The organism is Frigoribacterium sp. MEB024, assembly GCF_000878135.1.
In the GTDB taxonomy this organism is placed as follows: Bacteria; Actinomycetota; Actinomycetes; order Actinomycetales; family Microbacteriaceae; genus Frigoribacterium.
Window position 1 is genome coordinate 1 of record NZ_JXQZ01000050.1, and the last position, 18,695, is coordinate 18,695.

Genomic DNA, 18,695 nt, shown 5'->3' on the forward strand with positions numbered 1-18,695 from the left:
GTCCGAGACCCCGACCGACCCGACGGCCGCCCCGGGGCCCGGCCCGGTCGCGCCGACCACCGACGCGACCGCCGTCACCGTCGCGGCCGAGGCCGTGCCGACCGACGTCGCCACCGACCTCGCGGCCCCCTGGTCGGTCGTTCGACTCGACACCGGGTCGTCGTTCGTCAGCCTGCGCGACACCGGCACCGTGCTCGAACTCCTCGCCGACGGCAGCACGCGCGAGGCCGGCACCATCGACGGGGTCGTCCACGAGGGCGAAGGCGGGCTGCTCGGCCTGGCCGTGCTCGCGGGATCGCCGTCGTACCTCTACGCCTACGCCACGACCGCCGACGACAACCGGGTGGTGCGCGCGCCGATCACGGGTGAGGTCGGCTCGTACGGCCTGGGCGAGCAGGAGGCCGTCATCACCGGCATCCCGAAGGCGAGCAACCACGACGGCGGCCGCATCGCGTTCGGCCCGGACGGGATGCTGTACGTGACGACGGGCGACGCGAACCAGCGGCCGAACGCGCAGGACCCCGGCTCGCTCGGCGGCAAGGTGCTGCGTGCGACCGCGATCGGCGGCGTGCCCGACGACAACCCGACGCCGGGGTCGCTCGTCTACTCGCTCGGTCATCGCAACCCGCAGGGCATCGCCTGGGACGCCACGGGCGCGGCCTGGGCAGCCGAGTTCGGGCAGAACACCTACGACGAGCTCAACGCCCTCGAGCCCGGGGCGAACTACGGCTGGCCCGAGGTCGAGGGACGCGGCGAGGACGGCGCCTTCTCGGACCCGGTGCTGCAGTGGTCCACGGACGACGCGAGCCCGAGCGGCCTCACGGCGGTCGGCACGACGCTCTACCTGGCCGGGCTCGGCGGCGAGAAGCTGTTCGAGATCCAGGTCGCGCCCGGTTCCGAGGCCGTGCCGACCGAGCTCTTCGCCGGAGACAGCTCGCTCGGCCGCATCCGCGACGTCCTCCCCGGTCCCGACGGCACCCTCTGGCTCGTGACGAACAACACCGACGGGCGGGGCACGCCGAGTGCCGGCGACGACCGCATCGTCAGCGTCCCGCTCACCCCCGTCCCCTGACCCGCGGGTCGCCCCGCGCCTCCTGGCCCTCCGCCGTCCTGCCTCTGCCCCTGCGCTCCTCCCGTGCAAATCGCGACAGTCGGAGGGCGACACGCCGACCGACCAGCACGATCGCGTGGCGGGAAGCGGCCACTTGTCGGGATGTGCACGCGACAGGAGGAGGCGCCGGTCGGGTTCGGCACACCGGGCGAGGAGGCGCGGGTCGCGTTCCGCACACGACCTCAGGAGGCGCGGGCCGGGTTCCGCACACCGGCCCGCGACACTCGCTCACACGCTGCGCGCCGCGCGGCCTGTTCGGGGGCCGGGCGGTTACCCTCGTACTCGATGAGCCAGCACGACCGACCCGACACGACAGCACCCGGCAGCGCCCGCCCCCAGACCGTGCCGCCGGGGCTCGCCGCACCCGTCGTGCGCGGCATCGGCGGCGCCGGCGGATTCGACCCCGTCAGCCTGCGCACGGCCGTCGACGTGCCCGCCGCCGAGGCCCGCCTCGCCGCCCTGGGCCAGAGCCGCAGCACGGCCGCCCTCGGTGAGCGCGCCGACCTGTTGCGCCTGCTCGGCCGACTCGACGAGGCCCTCGCCATAGCCGAAGAGGCCTTCCGCCTGGCCCACTTCACCGGCGACCGAGCCGACTCGACGGCCGCCCGCATCCGTCGCGCCCACATCTTCCGCGAGCAGGGCAAGCTCGACCGCGCCCTGAACGACCTGCACACCAGCCGCATCACCGCCGCGACCGAAGAGTGGCGCGAGCTCGAGGCCGCCGCCGCCGAGCTCGAGGGCTACACGCTCTACGACCTCGGCCGTAACGAAGAGGCTCGCGAGACCCTGGCCAAGGCACTCGAGGCGTACGAGGCGTCCGGTGCTCCGCGAGACCGCACGAACGGGTTGCGCGTCGCGATCGAGGGCGTCATGCGCGCCTACCTCAGCGACACGGGCCCGCAGCCACGGATCGAGGCCCCGGCCGTGGGCGACACGAACCCGGTGCCGGTCCAGCCCCTGACGTCGGCGCCGTCGGCCTCGCCCACGGCCCCGGCTCCGGCCCGGACCCAGGTGCCCCGGTTCGACGGCATCGCCGCACTCTACGGCGGGTCACCCGCGCCCGCTCCTGCTCCTGCTCCTGCTCCTGCTTCCGAATCGTCGCAGCGCACCGAGGCCCCGACCTCCGACGACGACGGAGGCGCGGTGCCGGTCCGTCAGCCCATGGACGCCGCGCGCACCGCCGCCATCAGCTTCGATCCCGAGTCGATGCCCGACGAGGCCGCCGCGTCGCCCGTGGCCGACGCCGCCGCCGCCCGGGCCGAGAAGGTCGCCGCGACCGCTCCTGCCGCGCCGCGCGACGGCGGACTCTGGGGCAAGATCAGCCACCTCGCCGAGCGTGCCGCGGGGCACCGCGACCGGGACTCCGACGAGTTCGACGCCGAGCGTCGGGGCGACACCGAGCGTCGCGGCGCCGACGAGGGCCGTACCGGCGACCGACCCCGCACCGGCGGCACCGGCGTGACCGGGGTCGTCGACGGCCTGCCGCGCGACGACGAGCCGACCACCTGGCCGTTCCCGCGTCGCTGACCCGCGCCTCCTGACCTCGACGTGGCCGACCTCGACCGGGTGCGGCGCTGGGCCGCCGCGCTCATCGACCTGCACCTCGACCCCACCGTGTGGACCTTCGGTTTCGACAACGCGAAGACCCGCGCGGGCTTGTGCAACTACACGACGAAGCGCATCACGGTCTCGCGGCACCTCGCCGGTCGCTACGACGACGACGAGATCCACCAGGTGCTGCTGCACGAGGTCGCCCATGCCCTCGCCGGCTCGCGCGCCGGCCACGGTCCCCGGTGGAAGGCCGTCGCGACCGACCTGGGCTACGTCGGCTCACGCCTGCACGACGGAGCCATCGCCAGCGAGCTCGCCCCGTGGGTCGGGGTCTGCCCCGCCGGGCACGAGCACTACCGCTACCGGCAGCCGGCCCGGCCGCTCGCCTGCGGGCGGTGCTCGCGGCGGTACGACCCGGCGCACCTGATCACCTGGACGAAGCGCGAGGTCTGACGCCGCGCCTCCCCGGGCCTCGGCCACCCCTTCTCCTCGGTGAGGGTGCAGGAAAGCCGAGGAGGCGCGTAACCGGTTAGGGTGGTCAGGTGCAGACCGGACAGTGGCTCAGATCCGACACCGACACCCGGTGGTTCTTCGACTCGGGCGCGCTCAGCCTCGACTTCGCGTACCTCGGCGGGTTCCGTGCCGGATCGCGCTTCGGCCCGGAGTCGGGCCTCGACCTGCCCGCCGACGGGTCGACCCCGTGGGACGGCCTCCTGCTTCCCGCCGACCTCGACGACTGGATCGGCGAACGCTTCGACGGCATCGCGGGCTCGGCGGGCGACCGCGAACTCGCCGACGCGCGGGGCCTGCGCGACGCGATCGCGCGGCTCGCGGTGGCCGCGGCCGATGCCACGTCGACGGACCCCGACGACGTCGACACGCTCAACTTGTTCGCCGCCCTGCCCGACGTCCCACCGTCCCTCGAGGGCGGCCGACGCCAGGCCGGTGCGGGGCGCCTGCGGCTCGGGCAGGCGATGGCGTCGGTCGCGCGCGACGCCGTGACCCTGTTCACGACCGTCGGCTTCGGAGGCGGGCCGGACTCGCGCCTCCGTCGCTGCACGAACGAGGCGTGCGGGCTCGTCTTCTTCGACGAGTCGCGCGCGGGCAGCCGTCGCTGGTGCTCGATGCAGCGGTGCGGCAACCGCGCCAAGGTGCGGGCGCATCGTGCCCGGGCCGCTCGCGCCTGACGACGGAGTCGCGCACGCTGCCCGGCCACTCCGCGCCGCCACGGCCCTCCACCCCGCCGCTCCCCTTCCCCGCCACGAAGTGAACAACCCGCCACGTGATCACGTGGCGGGTTGTTGACTTCGTGGCGGCGTGAGCCGGGCGGGCCCAGACAGGACATACCCGCGCGGGCGACGCTCGACGGTCGGTCAGTCGACGACCGAGACGTCCTTCCAGAAGGCGACGTAGCCCGAGTAGTCCTTGCCGACGCGGTCGAACGAGGTCGGGATCGGCGTCGGGTAGCTCCAGGCGCGGTCCTGCAACAGGTCGTCGCCGGACCTCACGCTGAAGTACTGGGTGTCGCCCTTCCACGGGCAGTGGTACTGCGTGGGGCTCTCGGTCAGCAGGTCGGAGTTCACGCTCGCGGGCGGGAAGTACCAGTTGCCCTCGATCGAGATCAGCTCGTCTTTCGGGGCCTCGGCGACGACGGTTCCGTCGGTGAGCACTGCCTTCATGGTTCCTCCTGCGGTCGGGGCGACGTTCGGGTCGCTCTGGCCGCAACGCTACGCCGAGGGGGTGAATTCCCCTCGGGAACCGGTCGTGGTGACGACGGCGAGGGCAGCGGAGGACGAGGAGGCGCGGGCCGCGTCGACCACGTCGCCCCGGTCGGTCGCGACCAGCTCGGCCGCCGAGGCCGAGGCCGTCAGCAGGTGCGACGAGGCCCGGGCGAGCGCCCCGGCGGCGGCGCAGGCGAGGGCCGCCTCGGGTGACGAGAAGTCGATGCCGACCGCGGCGAGCGCGTCGACCACCGCTCCGGCGGCGAGCTGGTCCTCGACGGCGGGCCGGAACCCGTCGGCCTCGACCGCCCCCGCGGCGACGATCGCCACGAGCGCGCGGTCGCCTCGTCGGGCCTGACGCTCGACCACGTGCCGGGCCACCTCGGGCGCCGCCCCGGCACCGGTGACGACCAGGACGTCGGCCCCGCTCGCCACCTCGGGCAGCGCGGCGACGACGCGTGCGGTCTCGTCCCGAGTCAGTGTGCCGTGCCCGTCGAGAACGTCGACCACGACGACGACGTGTGCCCCGGGTGCGATGCGGGCGGCGCCGGCCACGCCGTGGTCGAACCTCACCTGGTACTTCTGCTGGCCGTGCGAACTCATCGGACCAGCGTAGGCAGCCGCAGTCGGACGTCGCCCGTGCGTGACGCGCCGTGACATGCGATCAGGCGGCGGGAGTTGGATCGGGACATGCACGTGCAGCTCAAACTCCGCCTCGCCTGCCCCGTCGACGTCGCGACCGACGCCCTGCGCGACCCCCAGGTGATGGTGGCCGTGACGAAGCCGCTGGTCGTCTACCGGTCCGAGTCGCCGTCGGGCTTCCCCGACCGCTGGACCGAGGAGGCGCACCCGGTGTCGGCGAGCATCCTCGGGGTCCTGCCGCTCGGCAGCACGCACGTCGACCTCGACTGGCACGAGCGCGACGGTGCGTGGATTCAACGCGACACCGGACGCGGCACGAGCGGCCAGTTCGCCCGCATGCGCATCAACCACCGGATGGCCGTCGTGCCGGACGGCCCGGGCCACACCTTGTTGCGTGACCGACTCGAGTTCCACGCAGGACCCCTGGGCCTGCTGCTCTGGCCCGGGCTCTGGGCGACCTGGCAGTGGCGCGCGTTGCGCATGAAGGCGCTGGCCCCGACCTGGCGAGGGGCGCCGACCCACCCGAAGCACGTCTGACCTCGGCAGCACGCCGGACCGGGGGCCGGCGTCAGCTCCAGAACCCGGCGTGGACGGCCGAGGCCTCGTCGAACAGCGCCGGCCCCGACACCGACACCGCGCCTCCCCCGCGGGCGAAGACCTCGCGGCAGGGCAGGTCGAGCGTCGACTCGCCCTCTTGCTCGGTGACCATGCCGAGCAGCTGCTGCTCGGCGAGCGCGTAGACGACCCGACCGATGCCGGCCCAGTGGATCGCTCCGGCACACATCGCGCACGGCTCGGTGCTCGTGTAGAGGGTCGCGGCCTTGAGCGTCGGCTTGTCGAACCGCTGGGCGACGAGGCGGACGAGGTTCGTCTCGGCGTGGCCCGTCGGGTCGCCCTCGGTGACGACCGTGTTCTCGGCCTCGACGACGTCCCCGTCGGCCGTGAGCAGCAGCGAGCCGAAGGGATGGTTGCCGTGGTCACGAGCCTGCTGCGCGACCTCGATCGCGCGGTGCAGCTGCGCGAGGTCGGCCGGGGTGACGGTGGGGTCGGTGGTCGTGGTGTCGGTCGTCATGGGGTGAGCGTAGCCAGGGGGGACCGTCCGCCGCGGCCGGGACGGCGAGCTGTGGACGGGCGGCCCGCCTGTGAGGGAGCCACGGGCGGCGGGGCGACCGCCTGCGTACGGTGGCAGAGGTGACCGACCCGACCTGCGCCTCCTCGTCCACCGGTGAGACCACCCCCGACCTCGCCGTCGACGCCTCTGCCGAGGCCACCGCCGACGCCGCTGCCGACACCACCGCCCCGACGCCCGCCCAGGGCGCGCTCGACATCGCGTCGTGGCGGCGGACGATCCACGGGCTCTACCGTGACGTGCGTGAGGCGACCGACCTGGCGGCGGCCCACGACCTGTGGCGGCGCACCCGCGACGAGTTGTTCTCGACGCACCCCTCGACGCCGCTGCTGCCCGAGGACCGCCCCGACTTCACCGGCCTGCCGACGAAGCCGTACGACCCGGCCTGGCGATTCGAGGTGGCGGTCGAGCCGGCCGAACCGCGACGCATGGTCGTCGAGACCGGCACCGACGGCGACGTGCTCTTCGACCTCGTCGGCGTGGCCGACGTGCCCGGCGTCGGCAGCCTCGACGTGTGGAAGCTGGCGCAGTACGCGGGCGGCCTGTTCATCCCGATCAAGGACGCGCTGGCGGGCAAGCCCGGCGGCACCTACGGCGGCGGACGCTACCTGATCGACTCGGTCAAGGGTGCCGACCTCGGTGCCGGTGGCGAACCCGGCACGATCGTGCTCGACTTCAACTTCGCGTACAACCCCAGCTGCGCCTACGACCCCGCCTGGGCCTGCCCGCTCGCCCAGCCCGGCAACACGGTCGCGGTCGAGATCCCCGTCGGCGAACGGTACGGGCGCGCTCACTGATCGGGGCCCGCAGGCGGACGCGCGCACTGCTCGAGCCCCGCGGGCTGGGGCGCGCCTAGCCCTTCGGCTCGGAGTCGACCTCCACCGCGACGCCGTAGTCGTCACCGCCGTCCGTGCTGATCACCGAGACCGAGTCGTAGACGACGTCGGAGCCCGGGGTCCTGACGTCGCAATGCACCTCCGCCTGGTCGACGACGGAGACCGCGTCGTCGCCGCAGTCGACGTCGGGGCGGGTGCCGACCTCCTTCTCGAGGGCGTCGGCGACCGTGGTGGCGAAGGCGCTGGACGACACGGTCCGGTCGATCGAGGCCGAGGCGGTGCATCCGACCAGGGCCGCGGCCAGGACGGAGGCGGTGATCACGCTCGAGACGACTGTCGATGTGCGCATGGGTGCAGACCTTCCGGACGAGGAGGGGACCGCGGTGCGTGCCCCCGGAGCCGCGGCCCTCGCGCCCCCGACGTGTAGCCAACCACGTCGTCCGGTCGGTAGAACGACAGGTCGATCCTCGCGCGTACGTCGACTAGCGTCGGATCATGACCCCGACGACGACGCCGCCCACCACCCCGTCGAGCCCGTCGAGCCCGTCGAGCCCAGAGGTCGTGACGCAGGCGCTGCTCGACCTCGGCTCGCGACCCGAGCATCCCTTCACCACGAGCATCGAGGGCGGACGCATCGTCTTCACCTGGGTCTACGACAAGGCGTCGGGGCCGTTCGGCAGCCGGGAGCAGTCGTACCGCTTGCGCATCACCCTGATCCCCGAGACCTCCGAGTACAAGAGGTCCGAGATCGGCGTCGAGCGGCAGCGCGGCTCGGCCAGCGGCTCGTACACGTTCAACTCGGCGAAGGTCGTCGGCCCGGTCAAGCGCACCCTCGAGGCCCACGGCTGGCACCGCCGACGCACGGCGCTGGGCAAGGCCATCCGGCGCCTGTTCTCGTAGCGGAGCCAGGTCGGAGTTCAGGAGGTGCGGTGGGGGCGAGGCGTCCTGAGGGGCCGACCCGCGCCTCCTCGGCTCGTCCCCGGCGCCGCCACGCGGCGCCCCGCACGGCCGTGCACACCGCACCCGTCGCGTTTTCCGGCGCCAGCCGCTAGGCTGGGGTCACTTGCGAGCCGGCCCGATCGGCTCCCTGCGTCGTAGCACGCCCCTCACCGCCTCTCCGTCCTGGCACACACCCAGGCAGACCAGCAGGCGCGCGAAGCTCACTCTGCGGCGAAACGATCGTGCACACCTGCACCGTCGCCACACCTCGAGCCCGGCTACGACAGCCGTCCTCCCGGCACTGCCCCGCCCTCGTGCGAGCACGTCCCCGACGTGCCCCCTCACCAGCAGGCGGCCAGGCAGCCTCGGCCCGGCTCGACACCGATGCCCCGAAAGGTGCACCACATGTCAACGAACACCCTCGACACCGAGAACACCACCGGCGCCACGAGCGTCGACGAGACGGCCGACGCCGTCACCTTCAGTTCGCTGGGCGTGCCCGCCCCGATCGTGAAGTCCCTCGCCGCCGAAGGCAAGACGACCGCGTTCCCGATCCAGGTCGACACCCTGCCCGACACCCTCGGCGGCCGCGACGTCCTCGGCCGCGGCAAGACCGGCTCGGGCAAGACCCTCGCCTTCTCGATCCCCATGGCCGCGCGCCTCGGAGGCAAGCTGGCTGGCGGCAACCGCCGCGCCGGACGCCCCCTCGGCCTCGTCCTCGCCCCCACCCGCGAGCTCGCCACGCAGATCGACGCCGTCCTCGCCCCGCTCGCCGAGGCCTACGGCATGCGCACCACCACGATCTTCGGTGGCGTCTCGCAGAACCGTCAGGTGCAGGCCCTCAAGGCCGGCGTCGACATCATCATCGCCTGCCCCGGCCGCCTCGAAGACCTCATGAAGCAGGGCTTCGTCAAGCTCGACGCCATCGAGATCACCGTGCTCGACGAGGCCGACCACATGGCCGACCTGGGCTTCCTGCCCGGCGTCACGCGCATCCTGAAGGCCACCCCGAACGACGGCCAGCGCCTGCTCTTCAGCGCCACCCTCGACAACGGCGTGGACAAGCTGGTCAAGCAGTTCCTCCACAACGAGGTGCTGCACTCGGTCGACGAGGCCAACTCGCCCGTCGCCAAGATGACCCACCACGTCTTCGAGACGCCCGACGTCGACAGCAAGAACGCGCTCATCCAGAAGCTCGCGAGCGGCCAGGGCCGTCGCATCCTCTTCATGCGCACCAAGCACCACGCGAAGAAGCTCGCCAAGAAGCTCACCGAGTCGGGCATCCCCTCGGTCGACCTGCACGGCAACCTGTCGCAGCCGCAGCGCGACCGCAACCTCGCCGCCTTCCAGGACGGTTCGGCCCGCGTGCTCGTCGCCACCGACGTCGCCGCCCGAGGCGTGCACGTCGACGACATCGAACTCGTCATCCACGTCGACCCGCCGACCGAGCACAAGGCGTACCTGCACCGCTCGGGCCGCACCGCCCGCGCCGGAGCCGAGGGCGACGTCGTCACCCTCGTCATCCCCAGCCAGAAGCGCGACGTCGCCCAGCTGATGAAGAAGGCCGACATCCGCCCGACCATCACCGCCGTGACTCCGAACTCGCCCGAGGTCGACGCCCTCGTCGGACAGGTCGCCGCCTACGTCAAGCCCTCGCCCAAGGCTGCCGTCCAGCAGCAGCAGGGTGGCGGCGGACGCTCGCAGGGCGCGAACGCCCAGCGTAAGCGCGCCGCCCGTCAGGACTCGCAGGGCAACCCCATCGCCCGTCAGGACCGTTCGGGTCGCCCTGCCCAAGGAGGCGCGGGTCGCGGTTCCGACGCCGGTCGCGCCGGTGCCGGTGCCGGTCGCTCGGGTGGCTCGCGTGACGGCGGCCGCCAGGGTGGCCGCGACGGAGGTGCGCGTCGCGACGCCGCTCCCCGCGGTGGCGCCTCGACCTTCTACTCGACCGAGTCGGGCCGCGGTTCGTCCACGCCCGTCCGCGACGACGCCCGTGGCGCACGTGACGGTGCTCGCGACGAGACCCGTGGCACCCGTCAGACCGGGCGCCGCGCCCAGAGCACCGGCACCCAGAGCGACGGCGGCCAGAGCCGCACCAACGCGGTCCGCAACGACCAGGCCGAGTTCGCGGCGTCGCTCGGCGGCTCGCGCGAGGGCGGCCAGCGTGACGGCGGCCAGCGCAGCGGCGGACGCCGCGCCTCGTCCGAGGGCGGCCGTCCCGGCTCGCTCAAGGTCGGCGGCCTCGTCGGCGGCAAGGCCCGCACCGGCGGCGGCCAGCGCGGCGGTCGCTGACCGTCAGACCCCAGTAAGTCGCTGAGACCCCCGTGCGCGCACGGGGGTCTCAGCGGTTTCCTGGGGTCTCGGCGTTCCACTCGCCGTGCGTGCAGCGGGTGAGTCCGGCACGGGCGAGCTTGTCGAGCATGGGTCGATGCTTCAGGGCGTCGTCCCAGATCCACCGGGCGAAACCGCGGACACCGGGCACGGCACGGATGCGGTCTTCGCGCAGCTTCTCGTCGACCACGACCTGCTCGGGTGTGCGACCTCGTCGTTCGGTCCGGCCGAGGTACTTCACGAGCCCGTCGAACTCACCGACCACCCCGCAGCACGGCCACCAGAAGTCGACCCGCCCGATGAGTCCGTCGTCGTCGTGGAACCACTTCTGCAGGACGGGGCGCGCCAGCCCGGCCTCGAACATGCCCGCCCGACTGAGCGACTCACCCGCCGACTCCGAGAGTGGATCAGCCAGGGCGAGAGCGAGGGTGGCCACCCGGGTACCTCTGTAGGAGCCACGAGCCTCGAGGTGGGCCCCTGCGGCGGTCCGGTCGAAAGCCTGCGAACGGAGTCCGTGGTCGATGACGACGAGTCCGCCTCGGAGATCGCGGGTACGTGCGACGTCGAGAGCGGCGCGGAGGGGGACGACCGTGGGCATGCCCCACCTGCTGGTCAGGTCGGCGGCGCCGAGGTCGGCGGCGTGACGGACCAGCGTGGACGATGTGAGGGTGCTGGCGCGCCTCCGGTCCACGACGTGGACGCGCTCGGGCCAACGCCCCAGGAAAGGGAACCCGTTCAGGGCGAGCGCCGACTCGTGCGACACGACGACGTCCGAGCTCAGCCGCCCGACCACTCCCCGGACCCGCAGCACGTGCCGCTGTCGCGGGTCGGCCTCGGTCCAGGTCGACGCGGGCACGTAGGCACCGGGAGCGACGCGCACGAGGTCGCCGGCACGAGCGCGACGTCGGAGCGCGTGGTCGTCACGGCCGCCGCGGAGCCAGACGGTTCGCCGGATGAGGTCGTCGTCGGGAGTGGGCACGGTGTCGAGCCTGGCGGACCGACGCGACCCGCGCCTCCTGCCGTCGTCGGCCTGTGGAGAACGTCGCGAGACCCCAGGAAGTCACCGAGACCCCGGCTCGCGCCCGGGGGCTTGAGTGACTTCTTGGGGTCTCAGCCGGGGTCGCGGCTAGTGCAGGGCGCCGACGGAGGCGAGGGCGCTGCGCAGCAGGGTGCCGCGGCCGCCCTCCATCTCGGCGGCGACCTCGTCGGAGGCGGCCTGGTGCGGCGTCAGCCAGGTGAGTTCGAGGGCGTCCTGCCGCGGGTCGCAGGTGCCGGTCACGGGCACCACGTAGGCGAGCGACACGGCGTGCTGCCGGGGGTCGGTGTAGACCGACGAGCCGGGCAGCGGGAAGTACTCGGCGACCTGGAACGGCACCGGCGACGGCGGCAGCTGCGGGAAGGCCATGGGCCCGAGGTCTTTCTCGAGGTGACGGAACAGGGCGGTGCGCAGGCTCTCGCCGTACATCACCCGGCCCGAGACCAGCATGCGCGAGATCGACCCCTCGTCGGAGGCGCGGAGCAGCACCCCGACCTCGGTCACGACCCCCATGCCGTCGGTGCGCACGGGCACGGCCTCGACGTAGAGGATCGGCAGGTGCTGCCGCGCCTGGAAGAGCTCGTCCTCCGAGAGCCAGCCGGGATTGGGGTCGGGGTCGGGTGTCCGCACGGAGCTCATGGCCCATTCTTACCGGCTCGACGGCCCGATCGCGTGACGTGACGCTACGGGCGAACAGCACCGGCCCCGATGTCGCCGCCCGTCGCTAGGCTCGGTCCATGGTGCAGATCGACCCGTCCCTCGTCCAGTGGTCCGCCGTCGAGGCCGAGCGCGACGGGCGACCCCTGCTCGTGCTGCTGCACGGCGTGGGCTCGCACGAGGGCGACCTGATCGGCCTCGCTCCCTACCTGCCGCAGCACTTCGTGGCGGCGTCGCTGCGGGCACCTCTGCCTCATGGCGACGGCTTCTCTTGGTACCCGCTCTCGACGCCCGGTGCGCCCGACCCGGGTGCCGTCGACGACGCGGCCGAGGCCGTGCTCGCCTGGCTGGACTCGCTCGCGAGCGACCACCCGAGCGTCAGCCTGCTCGGCTTCTCTCAGGGCGGGTCGCTCTCGCTGCAGCTGGTGCGGCACGCGCCCGAGCGTTTCGCGTTCGCCGCCGTGCTCGCCGGGTTCGTGGTCCCCGCCGCCGGGGACGACGCCACGATCGAGCGCGCAGCCGCACGGGACGACGCCGTGACGGCCGTCCGCCCCTCCGTCTTCTACGGCCGCGGCGACGTCGACCAGATCATCCCCGCCGACGCCGTCGAGCGCACCTCGGCCTGGCTCGAGGCGCACGCCGACGCCGAACAGACCGTGTACCCGGGTCTGGCCCACGGCATCTCGCAAGAAGAACTCGACGACCTCAACGCGTTCATCGGTCGCGTGACCGCCGCTCCCGTCGTCGACGCCGACGCACCCGTGTCGGTCGCCGGCGGCGACTCCACCGACTGATCCGGGGCCCGCCCCGGCCCGTCACCCCGACGAACGAAGGAGGCGCGCGATGGCGACGCTCTCGGTGTCCGGTTCCGCCACCCACCGCCACCGTGCCGAGCGCGGTGTCGTCCACCTCACCGTGGGCTTCGACGGTGACGACCGCGAGAAGGTCGTCCGCGACACCGCCGCCGTGCACTCCCGCCTCAGCGAGCAGGCGACGGCCTGGCGCCGCCAGGAGGCCGCCACCTGGTGGAGCGCCCGGAGCGTCACGGTCGCGGTCGAGACCGGGGTGACGACCGACGGTGTCGACGAGACCCGCGCCTCCTCGGGGGTGCGGTTCCGTACCCGGGCCGCCGTCGACGTGCGGTTCAGCGACTTCGACGCGTTGGCGTCGTGGGTGGGCGACGTCGCCCTCGAACCGGGCGTGACGGTCGAGTGGATCGAATGGTCGCTCAGCCACGCCCGCCGACCCGAGGTCGAGAAGGCCGTGCGGGTCGCCGCCGTCGCCGACGCCGTCACCCGGGCCGGCGACTACGCCGAGGCGCTCGGGCTCGGGCAGCCGACCGTGCAGTCGGTGTTCGAGCCGGGGTTGCGACCCGGGGCCCCGGGTGGCGGCAACCCGTTCGGCCTGGCCCGAGCCGTCACGACGTTCTCGTCGGGCGGCCCCGTCACCTTCGACCTGCACCCCGACGACATCGAGGTCTCCGCCGAGGTCAGCGCCGACTTCGTCGCCTGACCCTCCCGTCTCCCCGCCCCGGCCCCTGCCCCCTGCCCGGTGTGCAAATCGCGACGATCGGCCGTCGACACGCCGGGCAGCGGCCGACCTGAGCGGCGTGTCGTCGCGGTGATGTCGGGTAAGGCACGCCAGGAGTCGCACGGCCGGTCGGGTTCGGCACAGGTCGGCACAGGTGGGCACACGCCACTGGTCGGGTTCGGCACAGGTGGGCACATGCCGCCGGTCGGGTTCGGCACACACCGACTCGAGCCGCCGGTCTGATTCCGGTTCCCGCACCCCGGCGCGACGCCGTGCCGCCTGTCCGCCCCGCCCCGCCCCGCCCGGCCCCGGCCCCGGCCCCACCTCACAGCAGCCGGTGCCACACCCCTTCGACGCCGATCGGCACGAACCCGACGGCTTCGTTGACGGCGAGCATGGGCCGGTTCTCCTCGGCGTTGAACGTCAACACGGCCGGGCGGCCCGGTTTCTCCACCGCCAGGCGGTCGAGGTTGGCGACCTTCACCAGCCACCCCAACCGGTGCCCGCGGTGCTCCCGCCGCACGAGGGTCATCTGCTGCATCACGGGCCGCGACGCGTCGTCGGGCACCGCGAGGTCGGAGCACGCGACGAGCCGGCCCGTCGGCACGTGCTCGGCCGCCGCGGTCAGCGAGGCACGCCCGCTCGTGGCGCGTCGCCGCTCGGCCTCGACGAGGCGTTCGACGGTCCAGACGTCCTCGGGTTCGGGCACGTCGCCCATGGGCGCGTCGGTGCTCAGTGCGGTCGCCATGGCCGCGACGTCGGACTGCCAGCGCCGGGGCGTGGGGCCCGACCAGGTGTGGACGCGGTACTCGTTCCCCGCCGCGGCGAGCGCCTCGGAGCGGATCGCGGCCAGCGCCTCCTCGTCTACCGGCAGGGGCAGGCGGCTGATGCGCTCGACCTGGCCGAGCGCGTAGCCGCGCGAGAGCGCGAACCGGACCTCCGAGGAGGCGCGAGGCACCCACCCGTGACCGGTCGAGGCCTCGAGGCGGTCGGCCGGGGCGGTGGCGGGGCCCGGGCCCTCTGCGGGCCACGAGCCCGAGGTGGCGTCCGAGCCCGAGGTGGCGTCCTGGCCCGAGGCCACCCCCTGGCCGGAGGCGACGAAGGAGATCACGTCGGTCCGACCGGCGGCGCGGGCGACGGCCTCGACGTGGTCGAGCAGGGCCGTGCCGAGCCCCCGGCGGCGGTGCTCGGGGTCGACGGCGACCCAGAGCCAACAGGTCGTGACGGCCGGGTCCGAGAGCGTCTCGTACGTGGCCTGGCCGACGATGCGCCCCTCGGCGCGCACCACGAACAGCCGCCGCGGCGTGAACGGGTCGTGCCACTGCGGCAGCTGCTCGGCCGGAGAGAAGTCGAGGTCGCCGAAGCCGAGCACCGCGGCCTGGACGGCGTTCTCGAGGGCGATCGCCTCGACGTAGGCGGCGACGCGGTCGGCGTGGTCGGCGCGGTCGTCGGGGCCGGGGTCTGCGTCGCGGTCGGCGACGGGACGGGGCTCGAGCGTGCGGGGAACGACGATCTCGTCGATCACGATGTCGGTCACGGGGGCTCCGGGGTCGAGGCGGGGACGTGGTCCGCCGCCCGGCAGGGCAGCCGACCAGAGTAGCGCCGTCCTCGCCCTCCGCACCAGGGGGGAGACGGTTCGACTCGCGGCGCGTAGAACGGGGCGATGAGCGACCCCTTCGACCTCGACCGGTACGTCCACGCGCAGGACGCCGGCGGCACCCACGACCAGGCCCTCGCCGAGCTGCGCCGTGGCCGGAAGACCTCGCACTGGATGTGGTTCGTCTTCCCGCAGATCGCCGGCCTCGGCCGCAGCGGCATGGACCGCACCTACGCGATCCGATCCCTCGACGAGGCGCGGGCCTACCTCGCCCATCCCCTGCTCGGCCCGCGCCTGCGCGAGGCGGCGGGCGTCGCGGCCCGGGCGGACGCCGCGAGCGCCGGCGAGCTGATGGGCGGGATCGACGCCCTCAAGCTGCGCTCGTCGATGACCCTGTTCGGGCGGGCCGACCCGACCGAACCCGTGTTCCGGGCCGTGCTCGAACGCTGGTTCGACGGCGTCGAGGACGACCTGACCGTCGCCCGCCTCTGAGCCCGTCGGCGGCCGTCCGTCGGGCGACGGCTCCTCCCCGGACGAGGAGGCGCGGGTCGTCGCCCCCAGGCGCCGCGCCTCCCCTGCCGGTGTCGGCACCCACGGCTACGCTCGTCGGCATGCGCCAGCTCTACCCCGAGATCGAACCGTACGACTCCGGCCTGCTCGACGTCGGCGACGGCCAGCACGTCTGGTGGGAAGAATGCGGCAACCCCGACGGCAAGCCCGTGGTCTTCCTGCACGGCGGGCCCGGCAGCGGGTCGTCGCCCGCGCACCGCCGACTGTTCGACCCCGACCGGTACCGCATCGTGCTGCTCGACCAACGCGGGGCGGGTCGCAGCACGCCCCACGCCGGCACGTTCGGCACCGACCTCTCGACGAACACGACCCACCACCTCGTGGCCGACCTCGAGACCCTGCGCGAGCACCTGGGCATCGACCGGTGGCAGGTGTTCGGCGGCTCGTGGGGCTCGACCCTGGCGCTCGCCTACGCCGAGACCCACCCCGACCGCGTCACCGAGCTCGTGCTGCGCGGCATCTTCACCCTGCGACAGAGCGAGCTCGACTGGTTCTACGAGGGCCCGGCGTCGAACGTCCTGCCCGACCGGTGGCAGGGCTACCTCGCCCCGGTGCCGGTCGACGAACGCCGAGCGGGCGGACTGATCGAGGCCTACGCGCGCCTGCTCGCCGATCCCGACCCCGCCGTCCACGGGCCCGCCGCCGTGGCCTGGTCGTCGTGGGAGGCCTCGGCGATCACCCTGCTGCCCCGCCCCGACCTGGTCGAGCGGTACTCCGACCCGGCGTTCTCGCTGGCCTTCGCCCGCATCGAGAACCACTACTTCGTCCACCGCGGCTTCCTCGACGAGGGCCAGCTCATCCGCGACGCGCACCTCGTCGCCCACATCCCGACGGTCATCGTCCAGGGCCGCTACGACCTGTGCACGCCGGCGACCACGGCCTTCGACCTGCACGCCGCCCTGCCCGATGCCGACTTCGTCCTGGTCGACGACGCCGGGCACGCGTTCGACGAGCCGGGCATCCTCGACGCGCTGATCGCGGCGACCGACCGGTTCGCCGAGGCGCCGACCGCGTCCGACGACGAGGCGACCCGATGACCGTCGTCCTCGCCGGCTGCGGCGACCTCGGCACCGAGGCCGCCCTGCGGTTCGTCTCCCTCGGGCACCGCGTCCTCGGCCTCCGTCGCTCGGCGGGCAAGCTGCCGACCTCGATCGAGGGCGTCTCGATCGACCTGAGCACCACCCGCCCCACCCTCCCCGCCGACACCGAGGTCGTCGTCGTCGCCCTCTCGGCCGGGTCGCGCGACGTCGACACCTACCGGGCGTCCTACGTCGACGGCCTGCGCAACGTCCTCGACGCACTCGACGAGGCCGGGGCGGTCGACGCCCGGGTGCTGTTCGTCTCGTCGACCGCCGTGTACGACGTCGACGACGGCAGCGTCGTCGACGAGGCCACGCCGGCGACCGGCGCCTCCCCCACGGCCGAGGTCATCCTCGAGGCCGAAGCTCTGCTGCACGCACGCCGTCCCGACGGGATCGTCCTGCGCCTCGGCGGCATCTACGGCCCGGGCCGGGAGCGGCTCATCACCCAGGTGCGTGACGGAGAAGCGCGACTGGCCGAGCCTGCCGGTAGCTCCCCCCACACGAACCGCATCCACCGTGACGACGCGGCGGCCGCGATCGTGCACCTCACCACCACCTCGGCGCCGACCGACGTCCTGTACGTGGGGGTCGACGACGAGCCGTCGAGGCTCGACGACGTGCTGACGTTCGTGGCCGACGAACTGGGGGTGCCCATGCCGCCGAGCGCGTCTCCTCGGGGCCGTCAGGCCGGCGGCGACAAGCGGCTGTCGAACGCACGACTTCGCGGTACCGGGTTCGCCTTCACGTACCCGACCTTCCGCGAGGGGTACCGCGCCGTGATCGCGGGCGAGGGCGTGCGGCACCCCTGAGCCGGGTCAGCCCTAGCCCGGCCCGCACGATGGGCACGGGCTCGGCCCGCACGGTCAGCCTCGCGCACGAGAACACCGCCGAGTGGACGGGGCACCGCGGATCAAGGCGGTGTCCGGTCCGCTCGACGGCGTCCTCGAGGGTGCGTCGACGATCTAGTGGATCGGCGTGCCACCCGTCACGGCGATGGTCTCGCCGCTGATGTAGCTCGACTCCTGGCTGGCCAGGAACACGAACGAAGGGGCCAGCTCGACGGCCTGGCCGGGGCGCCCGTAGGCGGCCTCCGAGCCGAAGCTCTCGATCTTCTCGTTCGGCACGAACGCGGGCTGCAGCGGCGTCCAGACGGGGCCGGGCGCGACGCCGTTGACGCGGATGCCCCGCTCGGCGAGCTGCTGGGCCATGGCGCGGGTCCAGTTGGCGATGCCGGCCTTCGACACGGCGTACTCGGCGAGGTCGGGCGACGGCTGGAAGCCCTGGATCGACGAGGTCGTGATGATCGACGCCCCCGGCTGCAGGTGCGTCGACGCGGCCTTGGTCAGCCAGAACAGCGGGTAGATGTTGGCCTTGAGGACGTGGTCGAGCGTCTCGGTCTCGAAGTCGTCGATGCTGCTGACCGTCGGCATGACGCCGGCGATGATCGCCAGGATGTCGAGTCCGCCGAGTTCGGAGACCGTCTTCTCGACGACGTCGACGTTGGTCTGCTCGACCTGCAGGTCGCCGGGCAGCAGGACGGCGGTGCGACCGGCCTCGCGGACGAGCGCGGCGACCTCCTCGGCCTGCGACTGCTCCTCGGCGAGGTAGCTCAGCGCGACGTCGGCGCCCTCGCGGGCGAAGGCGATGGCGGTGGCGCGGCCGATGCCGCTGTCAGCACCCGTGACCAGGGCCTTGCGGCCGGCGAGGCGACCGCTGCCGACGTAGCTGGTCTCGCCGTGGTCGGGCTCGGGCTTCATGGCGTGGACGTCGCCGGGGGCGCTCTGCTGCTGGTGCTCGAAGGGCGGCTGCGGGTACTGGGTGACCGGGTTCTGCGGGGTGTACATGTTGTCTGCCATGTCCCCCGGTGTACGCGGCGACGACGCCGCGCCGGCCCAGCTTGTACCCCGGCCGACGGCGACCACACCGGCCGCGGCGCGACGAGCGGAACCGAGGAGGCGCGGCGCGG

At 73.5% G+C, this 18,695-nt stretch carries 21 protein-coding genes; 13 read left to right on the forward strand and 8 right to left on the reverse strand.

All coding sequences use genetic code 11. The features are described 5' to 3' along the window. The 4 genes from SZ60_RS10860 to SZ60_RS10875 form a co-directional block, all read left to right on the forward strand. The coding region (locus SZ60_RS10860) for a sorbosone dehydrogenase family protein (protein WP_052505333.1) at positions 1-1,072 on the forward strand (1,072 nt) is incomplete at its 5' end. A gap of 324 nt (positions 1,073-1,396) precedes the next feature. Continuing rightward, positions 1,397-2,638 carry a hypothetical protein gene (locus SZ60_RS16555; RefSeq protein ID WP_052505334.1) on the forward strand — a complete coding sequence of 414 codons (1,242 nt, stop codon included), beginning with the start codon at positions 1,397-1,399 and terminating at the stop codon, positions 2,636-2,638. Between the two features lie 21 nt (positions 2,639-2,659). Then, positions 2,660-3,115, forward strand: coding sequence for a SprT-like domain-containing protein (locus SZ60_RS10870; protein WP_043595889.1), 456 nt, complete (start codon positions 2,660-2,662; stop codon positions 3,113-3,115). Positions 3,116-3,204: 89 nt separating this feature from the next. Beyond that, positions 3,205-3,849, forward strand: coding sequence for a CGNR zinc finger domain-containing protein (locus tag SZ60_RS10875; RefSeq protein WP_043595891.1), 645 nt, complete (start codon positions 3,205-3,207; stop codon positions 3,847-3,849). Between the two features lie 186 nt (positions 3,850-4,035). On the opposite strand, the gene SZ60_RS10880 is transcribed toward SZ60_RS10875, so the two are convergent. Then, the gene (locus SZ60_RS10880) at positions 4,036-4,341 is read right to left on the reverse strand and encodes a DUF427 domain-containing protein (protein WP_043595892.1); all 306 of its coding nucleotides are present in this window, start codon (positions 4,339-4,341) and stop codon (positions 4,036-4,038) included. Positions 4,342-4,389: 48 nt separating this feature from the next. Beyond that, positions 4,390-4,986, reverse strand: coding sequence for a hypothetical protein (locus tag SZ60_RS10885; protein WP_043595894.1), 597 nt, complete (start codon positions 4,984-4,986; stop codon positions 4,390-4,392). Positions 4,987-5,073: 87 nt separating this feature from the next. Here SZ60_RS10885 and SZ60_RS10890 point away from each other — a divergent pair, with 87 nt between their 5' ends. Next, positions 5,074-5,562: a hypothetical protein gene (locus tag SZ60_RS10890; RefSeq protein ID WP_043595896.1), complete on the forward strand. Its 489-nt coding sequence runs from the start codon at positions 5,074-5,076 to the stop codon at positions 5,560-5,562. 31 nt (positions 5,563-5,593) lie between these two features. Here the strand turns inward: SZ60_RS10890 and SZ60_RS10895 are convergent, their stop codons facing one another. After that, positions 5,594-6,097, reverse strand: coding sequence for a nucleoside deaminase (locus SZ60_RS10895; RefSeq protein WP_043595897.1), 504 nt, complete (start codon positions 6,095-6,097; stop codon positions 5,594-5,596). Positions 6,098-6,351: 254 nt separating this feature from the next. Between SZ60_RS10895 and SZ60_RS10900 the strand changes: the two genes are divergently transcribed. Then, complete coding sequence (locus tag SZ60_RS10900) at positions 6,352-6,951, forward strand: DUF1684 domain-containing protein (RefSeq protein WP_043595923.1); 600 nt, start codon at positions 6,352-6,354, stop codon at positions 6,949-6,951. Between the two features lie 55 nt (positions 6,952-7,006). Here SZ60_RS10900 and SZ60_RS10905 read toward each other — a convergent pair whose 3' ends face one another. Then, positions 7,007-7,339, reverse strand: coding sequence for a hypothetical protein (locus SZ60_RS10905; protein WP_156155586.1), 333 nt, complete (start codon positions 7,337-7,339; stop codon positions 7,007-7,009). A gap of 146 nt (positions 7,340-7,485) precedes the next feature. On the opposite strand from SZ60_RS10905, the gene SZ60_RS10910 reads away from it, so the two are divergent. Beyond that, complete coding sequence (locus tag SZ60_RS10910; RefSeq protein ID WP_043595900.1) at positions 7,486-7,890, forward strand: hypothetical protein; 405 nt, start codon at positions 7,486-7,488, stop codon at positions 7,888-7,890. Between the two features lie 444 nt (positions 7,891-8,334). Continuing rightward, on the forward strand, positions 8,335-10,218 hold the full coding sequence (locus SZ60_RS10915) for a DEAD/DEAH box helicase (protein WP_197073550.1): 1,884 nt from the start codon (positions 8,335-8,337) through the stop codon (positions 10,216-10,218). A gap of 49 nt (positions 10,219-10,267) precedes the next feature. Here the strand turns inward: SZ60_RS10915 and SZ60_RS16560 are convergent, their stop codons facing one another. Both SZ60_RS16560 and SZ60_RS10925 read right to left on the reverse strand, forming a co-directional pair. Next, positions 10,268-11,236 (reverse strand): hypothetical protein, encoded by a 969-nt coding sequence (locus SZ60_RS16560; protein ID WP_052505335.1) that lies wholly within the window; start codon positions 11,234-11,236, stop codon positions 10,268-10,270. Positions 11,237-11,383: 147 nt separating this feature from the next. Beyond that, the gene (locus SZ60_RS10925; RefSeq protein WP_043595902.1) at positions 11,384-11,932 is read right to left on the reverse strand and encodes an NUDIX hydrolase family protein; all 549 of its coding nucleotides are present in this window, start codon (positions 11,930-11,932) and stop codon (positions 11,384-11,386) included. A gap of 98 nt (positions 11,933-12,030) precedes the next feature. On the opposite strand from SZ60_RS10925, the gene SZ60_RS10930 reads away from it, so the two are divergent. Together SZ60_RS10930 and SZ60_RS10935 are read left to right on the forward strand one after the other, a co-directional pair. Further along, entirely contained in the window at positions 12,031-12,744 is a 714-nt protein-coding gene (locus tag SZ60_RS10930) for an alpha/beta hydrolase (protein WP_043595904.1), read from the forward strand. 49 nt (positions 12,745-12,793) lie between these two features. Continuing rightward, positions 12,794-13,462, forward strand: coding sequence for an SIMPL domain-containing protein (locus SZ60_RS10935; protein WP_043595905.1), 669 nt, complete (start codon positions 12,794-12,796; stop codon positions 13,460-13,462). 343 nt (positions 13,463-13,805) lie between these two features. Here the strand turns inward: SZ60_RS10935 and SZ60_RS16565 are convergent, their stop codons facing one another. Then, a complete protein-coding gene (locus tag SZ60_RS16565; RefSeq protein WP_052505336.1) occupies positions 13,806-15,017 on the reverse strand; it encodes a GNAT family N-acetyltransferase in 1,212 nt (403 codons plus the stop codon). A 126-nt stretch (positions 15,018-15,143) separates the two neighbouring features. On the opposite strand from SZ60_RS16565, the gene SZ60_RS10945 reads away from it, so the two are divergent. From SZ60_RS10945 to SZ60_RS10955, 3 genes are all read left to right on the forward strand, one after another. Further along, complete coding sequence (locus SZ60_RS10945; RefSeq protein WP_043595907.1) at positions 15,144-15,569, forward strand: DUF1810 domain-containing protein; 426 nt, start codon at positions 15,144-15,146, stop codon at positions 15,567-15,569. A gap of 119 nt (positions 15,570-15,688) precedes the next feature. After that, complete coding sequence (gene pip, locus SZ60_RS10950; protein WP_043595908.1) at positions 15,689-16,684, forward strand: prolyl aminopeptidase; 996 nt, start codon at positions 15,689-15,691, stop codon at positions 16,682-16,684. After that, entirely contained in the window at positions 16,681-17,538 is an 858-nt protein-coding gene (locus SZ60_RS10955; RefSeq protein WP_043595910.1) for an NAD-dependent epimerase/dehydratase family protein, read from the forward strand. Before pip ends, SZ60_RS10955 begins: the two co-directional genes overlap by 4 nt. A gap of 153 nt (positions 17,539-17,691) precedes the next feature. Here SZ60_RS10955 and SZ60_RS10960 read toward each other — a convergent pair whose 3' ends face one another. Continuing rightward, positions 17,692-18,585, reverse strand: coding sequence for an SDR family oxidoreductase (locus tag SZ60_RS10960; RefSeq protein ID WP_043595911.1), 894 nt, complete (start codon positions 18,583-18,585; stop codon positions 17,692-17,694). Positions 18,586-18,695: the final 110 nt, after the last annotated feature.

Coding starts and splice junctions, on each gene's coding strand:
- SZ60_RS16555 (WP_052505334.1), top strand. CDS start 1,397: ATGAGCCAGCACGACCGACCCGACACGACAGCACCCGGCAGCGCCCGC.
- SZ60_RS10880 (WP_043595892.1), bottom strand. CDS start 4,341: ATGAAGGCAGTGCTCACCGACGGAACCGTCGTCGCCGAGGCCCCGAAA.
- SZ60_RS10885 (WP_043595894.1), bottom strand. CDS start 4,986: ATGAGTTCGCACGGCCAGCAGAAGTACCAGGTGAGGTTCGACCACGGC.
- SZ60_RS10890 (WP_043595896.1), top strand. CDS start 5,074: ATGCACGTGCAGCTCAAACTCCGCCTCGCCTGCCCCGTCGACGTCGCG.
- SZ60_RS10895 (WP_043595897.1), bottom strand. CDS start 6,097: ATGACGACCGACACCACGACCACCGACCCCACCGTCACCCCGGCCGAC.
- SZ60_RS10905 (WP_156155586.1), bottom strand. CDS start 7,339: ATGCGCACATCGACAGTCGTCTCGAGCGTGATCACCGCCTCCGTCCTG.
- SZ60_RS10910 (WP_043595900.1), top strand. CDS start 7,486: ATGACCCCGACGACGACGCCGCCCACCACCCCGTCGAGCCCGTCGAGC.
- SZ60_RS10915 (WP_197073550.1), top strand. CDS start 8,335: ATGTCAACGAACACCCTCGACACCGAGAACACCACCGGCGCCACGAGC.
- SZ60_RS10925 (WP_043595902.1), bottom strand. CDS start 11,932: ATGAGCTCCGTGCGGACACCCGACCCCGACCCCAATCCCGGCTGGCTC.
- SZ60_RS10930 (WP_043595904.1), top strand. CDS start 12,031: ATGGTGCAGATCGACCCGTCCCTCGTCCAGTGGTCCGCCGTCGAGGCC.
- SZ60_RS10935 (WP_043595905.1), top strand. CDS start 12,794: ATGGCGACGCTCTCGGTGTCCGGTTCCGCCACCCACCGCCACCGTGCC.
- SZ60_RS10945 (WP_043595907.1), top strand. CDS start 15,144: ATGAGCGACCCCTTCGACCTCGACCGGTACGTCCACGCGCAGGACGCC.
- pip (WP_043595908.1), top strand. CDS start 15,689: ATGCGCCAGCTCTACCCCGAGATCGAACCGTACGACTCCGGCCTGCTC.
- SZ60_RS10955 (WP_043595910.1), top strand. CDS start 16,681: ATGACCGTCGTCCTCGCCGGCTGCGGCGACCTCGGCACCGAGGCCGCC.
- SZ60_RS10960 (WP_043595911.1), bottom strand. CDS start 18,585: ATGGCAGACAACATGTACACCCCGCAGAACCCGGTCACCCAGTACCCG.